The 12,520-nt window shown below is 36.1% G+C and carries 9 protein-coding genes and 1 other annotated feature; of the genes, 5 read left to right on the top strand and 4 right to left on the bottom strand.

Annotation, left to right across the window (positions count from 1 at the left end; all coding sequences use genetic code 11):
- The first annotated feature begins 272 nt into the window (after window positions 1–272).
- A complete protein-coding gene (gene brnQ, locus BW724_RS16235; protein ID WP_088076223.1) occupies window positions 273–1,595 on the top strand; it encodes a branched-chain amino acid transport system II carrier protein in 1,323 nt (440 codons plus the stop codon).
- Between the two features lie 8 nt (window positions 1,596–1,603).
- Here brnQ and BW724_RS16240 read toward each other — a convergent pair whose 3' ends face one another.
- On the bottom strand, window positions 1,604–1,990 hold the full coding sequence (locus BW724_RS16240) for a hypothetical protein (RefSeq protein WP_088076224.1): 387 nt from the start codon (window positions 1,988–1,990) through the stop codon (window positions 1,604–1,606).
- A 16-nt stretch (window positions 1,991–2,006) separates the two neighbouring features.
- Window positions 2,007–3,707, bottom strand: a complete 1,701-nt coding sequence (ezrA, locus tag BW724_RS16245; protein ID WP_088076225.1) for a septation ring formation regulator EzrA — start codon at window positions 3,705–3,707, stop codon at window positions 2,007–2,009.
- Between the two features lie 367 nt (window positions 3,708–4,074).
- Between ezrA and hisJ the strand changes: the two genes are divergently transcribed.
- The gene (gene hisJ, locus BW724_RS16250; RefSeq protein ID WP_088076226.1) at window positions 4,075–4,893 is read left to right on the top strand and encodes a histidinol-phosphatase HisJ; all 819 of its coding nucleotides are present in this window, start codon (window positions 4,075–4,077) and stop codon (window positions 4,891–4,893) included.
- 18 nt (window positions 4,894–4,911) lie between these two features.
- On the opposite strand, the gene refZ is transcribed toward hisJ, so the two are convergent.
- Window positions 4,912–5,517: a forespore capture DNA-binding protein RefZ gene (gene refZ / locus BW724_RS16255; RefSeq protein WP_088076227.1), complete on the bottom strand. Its 606-nt coding sequence runs from the start codon at window positions 5,515–5,517 to the stop codon at window positions 4,912–4,914.
- A 154-nt stretch (window positions 5,518–5,671) separates the two neighbouring features.
- Between refZ and BW724_RS16260 the strand changes: the two genes are divergently transcribed.
- Complete coding sequence (locus tag BW724_RS16260) at window positions 5,672–6,157, top strand: GAF domain-containing protein (protein WP_088076228.1); 486 nt, start codon at window positions 5,672–5,674, stop codon at window positions 6,155–6,157.
- Between the two features lie 307 nt (window positions 6,158–6,464).
- A complete protein-coding gene (gene rpsD, locus BW724_RS16265; protein ID WP_088076229.1) occupies window positions 6,465–7,067 on the top strand; it encodes a 30S ribosomal protein S4 in 603 nt (200 codons plus the stop codon).
- A gap of 743 nt (window positions 7,068–7,810) precedes the next feature.
- Here rpsD and tyrS read toward each other — a convergent pair.
- On the bottom strand, window positions 7,811–9,088 hold the full coding sequence (gene tyrS, locus BW724_RS16270; protein ID WP_088076230.1) for a tyrosine--tRNA ligase: 1,278 nt from the start codon (window positions 9,086–9,088) through the stop codon (window positions 7,811–7,813).
- A gap of 77 nt (window positions 9,089–9,165) precedes the next feature.
- Window positions 9,166–9,384, bottom strand: a binding site (T-box leader).
- Between the two features lie 138 nt (window positions 9,385–9,522).
- Between tyrS and BW724_RS16275 the strand changes: the two genes are divergently transcribed.
- Entirely contained in the window at window positions 9,523–12,495 is a 2,973-nt protein-coding gene (locus BW724_RS16275) for a transglycosylase domain-containing protein (protein WP_088076231.1), read from the top strand.
- Window positions 12,496–12,520: the final 25 nt, after the last annotated feature.

Raw genomic sequence — 12,520 nt, forward strand, 5'->3', positions numbered from 1 at the left:
TCAAAAATAAATTAATCGACTTTCAAAATTCAGATTTTGCTAATAAAAAGTTGATTAGTCTGCCAACAATATATCTTACCATATATATCATACTATTTCCTACACTTTTACATTTAACTGAACTGCGCAAAACTCTCCCAAAAAACAAAATATACAGTAAATTCTTAATAAATTTGTTTTTTGATTTTTCTATTCTTTTTGATATTTATTTGATAAAATTCATTCATTGTCTTTTGTATTCTACTCATAATGATAAAGGAGATTATATACATATGAAAACGAATGCAGTTACTAATAAAGATATTTTTATATTAGGTCTAATGATGTTCGCACTGTTTCTTGGAGCTGGTAATCTAATCTTTCCACCTGCAATGGGACAAGCTGCAGGAACCAATGTCTCATTCGCCACAATTGGTTTTCTAGTCACTGGAGTTGGTTTACCAGTATTAGCTATCATAGCTATTGCAAAATCAGGTGGAGACCTACAAAAGATATCTGAAAGAGTAGGCCCATTGTTTGCAATCATTTTTCCACTGGCTGTTTATTTAGCTATTGGACCATTGTTTGGAATACCTAGAACAGGGTCAGTAGCATATGAAATCGGCTTAACACCATATCTTAAACAAGAATCAACCCTCTCATTATTATTATTTACATGCATTTTCTTTAGCATTAGTTATTGGTTAAGTTTAAATCCTTCCAAGCTTGTTGGGAGAATAGGAAAAATAATAACGCCAATAATTGTATTAATTTTACTAGTACTTACCGTTACTGGCGTATTTCAACCATTAGGGTCGTCAAATAGTCCATTAACTGAATACCAGAATTTAGCCTTCTTTAAAGGGTTTCATGAAGGTTACTATACAATGGATGCTATTGCAGCCTTGGTTTTCGGGATTATTATTATTATGAGATTAAAGGAACATGGTATTTCTTCATATAATGATTTAATGAAAATAACGATACAAGTAGGAGTAATTGCTGGTTTAGGTCTGTCATTTGTTTATATTTCGTTATCCTTTCTTGGGGCAACAAGCGTGGATTCCATTGGTTATCTAGATAATGGTGGAGCAATATTAGCAGGAGTCTCACAGGAACTGCTTGGTTACACAGGTTTGATCCTATTATCATTAATTATTACACTTGCTTGTATTACAACGTCTGTTGGACTAATTACTGCCTTTGGAGAATATATGAGACGTGTTATGCCAAACATTCCTTATAAAGTGACAACTGGCATCATTGCATTTTTTAGTTTTTCAATGGCAAATATGGGGTTATCACAATTAATTCAGTTTTCTCTACCAATGTTATTAATGATTTATCCAGTTGCAATTATATTAATTTTATTAACTTTAGCAAAAGATCTATTTCAAGAAAATATGGGAGTTTTTAGAGGTGCAGTAATAGGTGGAGCGATCATTAGCATTCCTGATGGTCTAAGTGTTACAAATTTATTTGGAGAAACATTTACACCATTTCTTTCACTTTTTCCTTTCCATGATATTGGAATCGCCTGGATTCTTCCTGCTATTATTGGTGGAATTGTAGGTGGGATAATTATTAAGTACAAAAATAACACGTTGGTTAAATAACCATCGTGTTATTTTTTGTATACTACAAATTCAAGTAATTGGTCAATGGAGATAATGTTATCAGGTGCTATATCTGAAAAATCACCTGGTAATATCCCTCTCACACTATAATCTATAGATGTGTATTCATATTCATTAGCATTAGATATTACTTTTTCATAACTATTATCGTATGTTAACTCTCTATCATCAATCTCCACTTCAGGTTCACTGGATTTTTTCTGCTCTGGCTCTGAATCACTTATCTCATCTAACTGCCTATCAACAAAATCTGGATCGTGTTGATCTATCACAACTGTATCATTATCATCAATAAAAATGGAAAAAATCACCAGTACCCATATACCTATACATAAAGCTCCAATTGGCACCAAGAGCAATAATTGTTTTTTCAAGTTACATCTTCCCTCACTAAGTTCGTTGTAATGGTTGGTAGTTTTTTACGTTTTCAATAACATTAGGATCAAATGTTTTCACTGCATCAGTTGCAATTTCCAAGGCTTCGTCATATTGGTAGTTTCTAAAGCAATCCTCCGCTTGTAACAACTTAATATTTATTTCATCATTATTTCTTCGATAACGATTTCCATATTGAATAACAGATTCTGCAAGTTTTGCATCTTCTATTACTTCATTCAATTTACCTACACACTGATTCACGTATTCTTTTGCTTCATCAACTTTATAAACGACTTCTTCCATTGAGATTGGTATTTCATTTAATTTATCAGATGCAGAAAATAGTAATTTTTGTGCCTCATCAAGCTGGACAAGTAACGTGTTAGGTACACCTGGTAAATTACTTCGTTTAAGATGTTTTTGTGCATAGATCAACTTATTCCTTAATTCGAGGATTGCGTCCTCTGCACTACGTTCATCTTTCCTTAAATGGTCTAAGCGTTTCATACACTCGGCAATATCTTTTTCTACTTCTTCTACATTAGTACTTAATTCATCAAGTGCTACTCTAATGGAAGTATAGGTTTGCTTTTTTTCCTCAATAGAGTCATCTATGACAACATATTTATTTAATAGATCCTTCAACTTTTTTTCTATTTTAAGCTGTGACCGGTCTTCTTCCTCAGAAATTCTATAACTAAGCTTCACGCTTTCTGTTTCAGTTTTTAATTCCTCTATTTGCTTAGGTAGCCTTTCTACCCTTTCTTTAATATCAGGTAAAACACTATCTACATGTTTTCTTGATATTGCTTCATGCTCTAACTTCTCATAAATCTCATCAATTTGCTTTTGAATAGTTTCTAACGGTTCTTCTACTTTTTCAAGCTGCAAATTTTCAACGAGTGGGATAAGTGCGAAGAGACTCGATTTCATCTCCTTGATTTGAAACTTAAACGAAAAATGTTCTATTGGGTAATCATCTTCTTCCATTTCAGTTAACCCCTGCATTAACTCTTCCAATTGGTTGGGAATTTCCTTTTCAATCAAAATTAAGTGCTGAGGAACTTTATCAATGATCTGACTAACAACATTGATGTCTTCACGAAGGGAAAGGAGTAATTCTCTAGCTTGTAAATAATTCCCTTCCTCTGTTTGTTGCTCGAAGGTGGTAAAAACACCGTTTAATTCTTTCAATTTACGCTCAATACTTGCCCCAGAGCCACTTAAAGTGGATTTCTGTGCCCATAGCTTTTTCTTCACTTCATCGTATAAGTCTCTCACTACTGTAATCTCTTCACGATTTTGCTGTTCACTCTCTACTAGTTTCTCAACCTCTTCTACCATATCCCCGATATGACTAGTTATCTTATTTAATTCCTCATCTACAAAAGAAATATATCTTCTAGCTCTACTAAAGCGATACTTATTGGCAAGTTCTTCAATATCGAATAACTTTTCTTCAATGTCTGGTAATTGAAGGGTGACTATTTCATCCCATACCTCTCTCCACTCTTCAAACCTTTCTTCTGTCTCTCCAGACATTTTTAACCCTTTAATTTTTGAAAGCTCCTCTGTAACTGGTGTGTTCATCAATTGGATTTTTTTACTTTCTAATTTGTCCACCTGTTTGTAAATTCGCTTTCTTGACCAAGCGCCATACAGTATAACTATAATTATTAGAGCAAGAAATACATAAATGAAATTTAACAACATAAGAAGGCGCCCCTTTTCTTTGAAAGATAGAATTTATATCAATATTTGAGTGAGTTTTTTAGCTGCAGCACCACTCGTCGAAGGTCATTTCGCACAAAAATAAAGGTTACTTAAGTAACTTCTGTAGCCATATCTACGTCTTACACGTGTGACCATATGTACTTCAGCTTTAAATATAATTTTCTATTAATAAGATAGACTATTATCTACCTTTTACTAACTATTTTTGTTAATCTTATATTAGCATATAAAACGACATTTTCCTTACAAAATATATCTTTTTTTGATTAATTTCTCCTTTTTTCTTCAAAATGGAGAAATTTCCTAAGTAGAATTATTCATTTTATATTAACAGGAGGAATTCTTCATGAAAGAAAACTATGTTTATGATGGGCATATCCATTCTCCATACTGTCCTCACGGAACAAAAGACACATTTCACATGTATATAGAAAAAGCCTTACTACTAGGCTATAAAGAAATGACTTTTTCTGAACACGCCCCTCTACCATTAGCATTCACTGACCCAACACCTCAGAAAGACAGTGCTATTAAGATGGAGCAGCTTCATTTATATTTGTCCGAATTAAAACAAATTAAGGATATCTATAAGGATGAAATTAAAATTAATATTGGTTTAGAAATCGACTTCATCGAAGGTTATGAAGAGGACACGAAAATCCTCTTAAACGAATGGGGACAATACATTGATGACTCTATCCTATCTGTTCACTTCCTAAAGAAACAGGATAAGTATATGTGTCTTGACTTTAGTGCAGAGGAATTCAAATCGATGATCAAAGAGTTTGGTTCTTTAGAAAAACTGTATGATAAATATTTTGAGACTTTACTTTTATCTATAGAGTCTGATTTAGGAAAATATAAGCCAAACCGAATTGGCCACATTACATTAGTACGAAAATTTCAACGACTACATGAGCGATCCTTTGATGATCACCCTTATATACTAAAAGTATTACACGCTTTAAAAAGTCACCAGTTATCCCTTGATCTTAATGGAGCTGGATTAGTGAAAGAGCATTGCAAAGAATTCTATCCACCACTTTCTTATGCTAAGAAAGCAATGGATATGGGCATACCTCTCATTTATGGATCTGATGCCCATCGTGCAGACATGCTTGGAACTGGTCTAGACGACCTGCTTCATGTTTTTAATAACCGGTAAACATATACATTTAATCTATTAAAAGTACCCCTCTACCCACTGTGCCAACTCTGAAAAATATTGGTCTAAAAAATGGTCCTCATGGGGCATTAAATGGTACACTTCTCTAATATATTGTGGGTGGAGAAATGGCATAATAAGCATTCCACGTAATTGCAGTACAAAATATTCATTTGGCATGGTTTTTAATTCTTTATTTTCATATGCTGTTTGTAAAAATGTTTGGAATAAATGTTTTTCTTTTGCTAGGTAAGTGGTCATGAGCTCTCTCACTAGCATTGTATCCAAGGTTATTTCTCTATGAACAAACCGTGCTAAATGATGATTTTTTTGTTGAAAGACCATTACCTCCCATATTGCCGAGAGTAAACAGTCATATGCAGAATCCTCCTTATTTTCAGCCCTACTTGATTGCTCTTCAATTAGAATAATATAGCCTTCTAAAAACTCAGTGATTAAATGCTCCAAGAGACCTTGCTTACTGCCAAAATAATAAGATATTAAAGCCACATTACATTCTGCATGTTTAGCTATATCTCTTACTGAGGTACCTGAATAGCCTTGTAAATTGAACAACTCAACAGCTGCGTTTGCCACCTTATTTTTTGACGCTTTTTTCCCCATAAGCACCACCTTGTTTTCAAAAAAGTATTCTATTCAATAATACCATGAAATTGGACAAATCCCTTTTAAAAGTATCGACATTTTAAGCCATAATTCTAAGCTATCACTCTATAGTTATGTTATAATTCTTGCAATAAAAAATGGAGGTTTTAATATGTTTGAAGCTCAAGAATATAAAGGAAATATCCAAGAACGATATAACATGTTATCAAAACAATTAGATGCACTACTTGAAGGTGAAAATGATATCATTGCAAACTTAAGTAATGCATCTGCATTATTAAATCAGTTTCTTCATGATATTAATTGGGTAGGTTTTTATTTATGGAAAGAGGATCAATTAGTTTTAGGACCTTTCCAAGGGTTACCTGCTTGCGTCCGAATACAAAGTGGAAGAGGTGTTTGTGGAACAGCAGTGAAAGAAAAGAAGACTTTACTAGTCGAAGATGTACATCAATTTCCTGGCCATATCGCCTGTGATGCAGCGTCTAATTCAGAAATTGTTATACCCTTGATCAATGAAAATGATGAAGTGATTGGAGTCCTTGATATTGATAGCCCTATAAAGGCGCGTTTTACTAAAGAGGATCAGTCTGGCCTAGAGCATTTCGTTACTACTTTATTACGTCACGTATACTAATTTAAGAATATATATTAGTAACAAGGAATTCCCCTTGACATCTAATCATAGAAATTATACACTATTCTTTGTGCAAATAAGACAGCCAAGGTAAACATCATTTGATTCATTTTATTCCCGTTTGATAGCACATCTTAAAGTGCTGGCACGCCTGTGTCGCTGTGTGATGATCACAGCTATAAAACGAGGTGTACCGCGTAACCTCTAGCTGTCGAGGCGAAGGTACATGAAAATAAAATGACCGAGTGAATGGGATTACCACTGTTATTTATTTCACGAACACTTATATATAAAGGAGGAGCTAATTATGGCTCGATATACTGGACCAAGCTGGAAGCTTTCCCGTCGTTTAGGAATTTCCCTAACTGGTACTGGAAAAGAACTTCAGAAGCGCCCTTATGGACCTGGTGAACACGGTCCTAACCAACGTAAAAAACTTTCTGAGTACGGACTTCAACTTCAAGAGAAGCAGAAGTTACGTCACATGTACGGAATGAACGAACGTCAATTCCGTAAATTATTTGATCAAGCAGGTAAAATCCAAGGTATCCATGGTGAAAACTTCATGATTCTTCTTGAATCACGTCTTGATAACCTTGTTTATCGCTTAGGTCTTGCTCGTACTCGTCGTCAAGCTCGTCAACTTGTAAACCACGGTCACGTTACTGTTGATGGAGGTCGCGTAGACATTCCTTCATACCGTGTAGCACCTGGACAAGTAATTGGAATTCGTGAGAAATCACGTAACCTTGACATCGTTAAGAATTCTATTGAAGTTAACGACTTCGTACCAGCTTACTTAGAGTTTGATGCTGATAAGCTTGAAGGAAATTACACTCGTTTACCAGAGCGTTCTGAATTACCAGCTGAAATTTCAGAACAGCTTATCGTTGAGTTCTACTCACGTTAATGTTATTTAACCCTCATATTATATGAGGGTTATTTTTATGGTTTTGTCCGCATTTACAATTACACTTGTAGAACTAATGCGAACATCTAAACACCAAAAAATTAACATATATCGAACGCGAAAATGAGCAAAATCAAGAATCTCCCGTGAGATTGACCACTTATCGAACGCGAAAATCAACAAAAGTTAGAATCTCCCGTGAGATTGACTGCTTATCTAACGCGAAAATCAACAAAAGCAGGAATCTCGCGTGAGATTGACCGCTTATCGAACGCGAAAATCAACAAAAGTTAGAATCTCCCGTGAGATTGACTGCTTATCTAACGCGAAAATCAACAAAAGCAGGAATCTCGCGTGAGATTGACCGCTTATCGAACGCGAAAATCAACAAAAGTTAGAATCTCCCGTGAGATTGACCGCTTATCGAACGTGAAAATGAGCAAAATCAAGAAACTCGCGTGAGATTGACCGCTTATCGAACGCGAAAATCAACAAAATCAAGAATCTCCCGTGAGATTGACCGCTTATCGAACGCGAAAATCAACAAAAGTTAGAATCTCCCGTGAGATAACAATTTAGTATCTTTTTAGACACTCCACTACTAAGCTTCAGCAAGATAACTCCCTACACATATATTAATCCACGAGTTATCCTCAGTTTGAGAATTTTATAATTTCCTAAAACAAATAAAAAGGTGCTCCTCTTGGAACACCTCAGCAAGCATAATATAGCTTTGGTATTTCTTATTTGTATCGAATGAGGTAATTCTTTTTCTTACCTCTGCGAATAATCGTGAATTTGCCTTCGATTTTTTCCTCACCACTAATGATCTTATCCATTTCCTGCGTTCTTTCACCATTAATATATACAGCACCATTTTTTATATCTTCACGTGCCTGACGCTTTGATGGTGAAATACCAGCATCTACTAAGAGATCAATTAGCCCTACATCATCAGTATCCACTTTGTAAGTAGGTACATCCTTAAAGCCTTGTAAAACTTCATCGGCTGTAAGTTTCTTTAAATCGCCACCGCCGAATAGGGCCTTAGATATGTTTTCGGCTTGTTCTACGGCTGATTCTCCATGCACAAACGCAGTCAACTCTTGGGCCAACCTAATTTGAGCAGCACGCTCATGAGGACGCTCAGCAACTTCTGTTTCTAGTGCATCAATCTCTTCTTTAGATAGGAAAGTAAAGTACTTCAGAAACTTGATGACGTCTTGATCATCCGTATTGATAAGGAACTGATAAAACTCATAAGGAGATGTTTTTTCCGGATCAAGCCAGATGGCACCACCCTCCGTTTTACCAAATTTTGTTCCATCTGCTTTCGTTACAAGAGGAATTGTAAAACCGAACGCTTTTGCCCTTTCATCCTCTTCTTGACCTGTCATCTTTCGGATTAGTTCAAGTCCAGCAGTAATGTTCCCCCATTGGTCGCTCCCTCCAATTTGAAGTTTACAACCTTCCTCTTTGTAGAGTCTGTAGAAATCATAAGACTGTAGAATCATATAGCTAAATTCAGTAAAAGAAATTCCACTTGATATCCTTGATTCAACGGAGTCCTTTGCTAGCATGTAGTTTAGTCCAAAGTTCTTTCCTACATCACGTAAGAAGTCAATGACGGACATGGAGCCGATCCAGTCATAATTGTTTACTAATTTAGCTCCTTGTTCATTTTCATTAAAATCCAAGAACCTTGAAAGCTGTCCTTTAATTTTATTACTAAACTCCTCAACGACATTTTGTTCGTTTAGCGTTCTTTCTGCTTTTTTACCACTTGGGTCTCCAATTAATCCAGTCGCACCTCCAACTAACGCAAGGGGTTTATGTCCAGCAAGTTGAAATCTACGCAACGTCAAAATTGTTAATAAATGCCCAATATGAAGGCTATCCCCTGTCGGATCAAAACCACAGTATAAAGTTACTGCTTCTTTATTTAGTATTTCAGTTAAGCCCTCTTCATCTGTCATTTGATTCACAAGACCTCGAAACTTCAAGTCTTCTAACAAGCTCATATTATTCATCCTTTCTTTAATCATACTGTGAAAATAGTCAGTATGTTATTGAAGCACAAAAAAAACTCCTCCCCAGAATAAGGGACGAGTTACATCGCGGTACCACCCTAGTTGAAAACTAGATCAATCTGATCAAAGTTTCCCACTCAAAATGAGTTAACGCCTCATCTACGTTCTTCATTACAAGAAACACTCCAAGGAAGTAATTCATTTACATCTATGTACCGATTTCCAGCGACCATCGGTTCTCTGAGACAGGGAGATGGAAACTACTTTGTCCTCTTCTTCGTATTAGATATTTATGATTAGATTATTATTTATAATATTTCCTTTACAGATGAATGTCAACCTTATCGTTCAAATAATATTTAGTTGGTATATTAATTCTAGTAATTTATGCTATAATATTCATGACTTTTTAGGAGGTTATGACAATGAGCAATCATCGTTTTTCTATTAATAAAATATTTAAAATGAAAGGTCCTAGACATTTTTTCAAAGGGATAAGGGTAACCTCTTCTGTAGTCTGGAATTTGTTCCTCATCTTTATGGTTATTGGCCTTATGCTAGCATTTTTTGCTGGTGGAGCAGCAGCAGGTTATTTTGTTGCTCTCGTAAAAGACGAACCTATTCGCAGCTATGAAGAAATCCAAAGGGACATCTATGATTATGAAGAAGCAACCGAGATATATTTTGCAAACGATGTCTACTTAGGGGACCTCCCCAATCCACTTGAAAGACGTGAAGTAGCATTAGAAGATGTATCACAGTATGTGATTGATGCTGTAATCGCTACGGAAGATGAATACTTTTTTGAACATCAAGGTATTGTTCCAAAAGCACTATTACGAGCTCTATATCAAGATTTTTCAAACGCAGCTACACAAACTGGTGGAAGTACGTTAACCCAACAGTTGATAAAAAATCAAATTCTCACTAGTGAAGTCACACATGACCGTAAAGCCATTGAAATATTATTGGCACTTCGTTTAGAACATTTCTTTGAAAAAGAAGAAATTCTAGAAGCATATTTAAATGTAGTACCTTTTGGTAGAAATGCAAATGGTACACAAGTTGCAGGTATCCAAGCGGCTGCACAAGGAATTTTTGGAGTAGATGCAAGTGAACTATCTATCCCTCAAGCCGCTTACATTGCTGGATTACCTCAAAGTCCATTCGGTTACACCCCATTCACATCGCAAGGTGAAGTGAAGGAAAACATGGACGCAGGATTAAATCGAATGCGTACTGTTTTAAATCGAATGCTTTCTAATGAGATGATCACAGAGGAAGAATATAGAGAGGCTTTAACATACGATGTGAGAGAAAATTTAGCCGAGCCTACAACAAGAAGTATTGAATCATATCCTCGTATTACTGAGGAGGTAAGAAGGCGAGCTCCTAGTAAAATTGCAGCAGCTCTCATGGAGCAAGATGGTATCTTTCTTGATGAAATTGAAGACGAAGGTCGAAGGAACCTATTGCGTAATCGATACGAAGAAGAGGCACGAAGATCTCTACAACGTAATGGTTATAAGATATATACTACAATAAACAAAGACCTTTACGATGCCCATCAAAAAGTTGTTCAAGAGTATGATCAATTTGGAGGAGACAAGAAAGGAACATTTACAAACGATCAGGGCGAAGAAGTTGAGATATCTTTCCAGGAAGAAGCTGCCTCTATGCTTCTTGAAAACCGCACTGGAGCGATTTTAAGCTTTGTTGGTGGTCGTGACTTTGAAAGATCCCAATTTAATTTTGCAACACAAGGGGAGCGCTCAACAGGTTCTACGATGAAACCACTTCTAACCTATGCAGTAGGTTTTGAAACAGGGATCATTCAGCCTGGAGTAATAACCCCTGATACAGAACATTACTATATTACGCGCCCAGAACAACAGGTTACTAACTTTGGTGGAGCTAATAGTCATCATGGGTTAATTACTGCAAGGGAGGCACTAGTAAGATCACGAAACGTCCCTGCTGTCCGTGAAGGATTTAAAATTCCTGAGGACATTAGAAAAGAAGCCTTATTAAACTATGGTTTTAATATAGGGCATCACCCAGTTGAATCTACACCTTTAGGAACACTAGATATGTCTATCGAGGATAATACACGAGGTTTTGCAACCCTTGCTAATGGCGGAGAGCGTTTAGATAGTTATATGATTGAACGAATTGAAACGTCTGACGGAGAAGTCATTTATGAGCATGAAGTTGAAGCAACAAAAGTAGTATCTCCACAGGCAAGTTATTTAGTGACTGACATACTTAGGGATGTTTTAAAACCAGGCGGTACTGCTTCTAGAATACCAGGATACCTTAATTTTTCAGCAGACTGGGCGGGAAAAACAGGAACTACACAAAATACTACTGACTACTGGTTTGTCGGTTACAACCCTAACGTTACTTTAAGTGCTTGGATTGGTTATGAACACCTAAAAATTAACAATGTAACTTATAGCCTGGATAGAGATTACAGCCCACGACTACAAAGATTATGGGCTGAAATGGCTAACGCTTTAAATGAAGTTGACTCGGACCTAATGTCACCTTCTGAACGGTTTGAATCACCAGGTGGTATTGTTACGCAATCTATATGTGGAATATCAGGTAAATTACCATCAGAATTGTGTCATGAGGCTGGTTTAGTAAAAACAGATTTATTCATGTCACAATACGCACCTACAGAGGTAGATGACAGCTTAAAGCGTGTAAACTATGTTCGTGTAGATGACAGAATGTACACAGCACTAGAATCAACGCCACTAGAATTCACCAATGAAGGTATTTCCATAAAAGAAGATTTCTTTGATGAATATGGAATCGATGTTTTTGAATCTATTCCTGATAATTGGGAAAATATTGTGCCTGATGAGGAAGCACCTGACAACGGAAAAACACCAGATCCTATACAATCACTTGAATCTTCTAGAAGCTCTATCTCGTGGGATGAGCATCATGAAGGTGATGTTATCGGATACAGAGTCTATTATTCCTATGAAGAAGGAGCAGACTTCACCCTAGTAGACAGCGTTAAATGGGATGAGGAATATGAATACAGTGGTTCAGATGGTGCTTACTATATCACTGCCGTTGATGTGGCTGGACGTGAATCTTCCCCAAGTGAGCAAGTGATAGTTGGTGATTATATCGATCCTACTGAGGAAGAAGAAGAGGAAGAAGAACAGCCTGATGAAGATGAGCGAAGACGTGAAGACGAGGACGATGATGAATCGGACAATGACGATTCATCAAATGGTAATAATGGCAATAACAATGGTAACAATAATGGTAACAATGGAAATAACAATGATGATGAAGATCCTAGTAACGGAAACGGTAATGGTAATGATAATGGTAACGGTAATGGTAATGGCAATGGGCGAGATGACGATGGTTAACGATAATTGTTAAAAGTAACGTTGA

It is taken from the genome of Litchfieldia alkalitelluris, assembly GCF_002153425.1.
In the GTDB taxonomy this organism is placed as follows: domain Bacteria; phylum Bacillota; class Bacilli; order Bacillales; family Salisediminibacteriaceae; genus Evansella; species Evansella alkalicola.

What these genes read in the sequence shown, in the direction of transcription:
- brnQ (WP_088076223.1), top strand. Translation starts at nt 273, where the DNA reads ATGAAAACGAATGCAGTTACTAATAAAGATATTTTTATATTAGGTCTA.
- ezrA (WP_088076225.1), bottom strand. Translation starts at nt 3,707, where the DNA reads ATGTTGTTAAATTTCATTTATGTATTTCTTGCTCTAATAATTATAGTT.
- hisJ (WP_088076226.1), top strand. Translation starts at nt 4,075, where the DNA reads ATGAAAGAAAACTATGTTTATGATGGGCATATCCATTCTCCATACTGT.
- refZ (WP_088076227.1), bottom strand. Translation starts at nt 5,517, where the DNA reads ATGGGGAAAAAAGCGTCAAAAAATAAGGTGGCAAACGCAGCTGTTGAG.
- BW724_RS16260 (WP_088076228.1), top strand. Translation starts at nt 5,672, where the DNA reads ATGTTTGAAGCTCAAGAATATAAAGGAAATATCCAAGAACGATATAAC.
- rpsD (WP_088076229.1), top strand. Translation starts at nt 6,465, where the DNA reads ATGGCTCGATATACTGGACCAAGCTGGAAGCTTTCCCGTCGTTTAGGA.
- tyrS (WP_088076230.1), bottom strand. Translation starts at nt 9,088, where the DNA reads ATGAGCTTGTTAGAAGACTTGAAGTTTCGAGGTCTTGTGAATCAAATG.
- BW724_RS16275 (WP_088076231.1), top strand. Translation starts at nt 9,523, where the DNA reads ATGAGCAATCATCGTTTTTCTATTAATAAAATATTTAAAATGAAAGGT.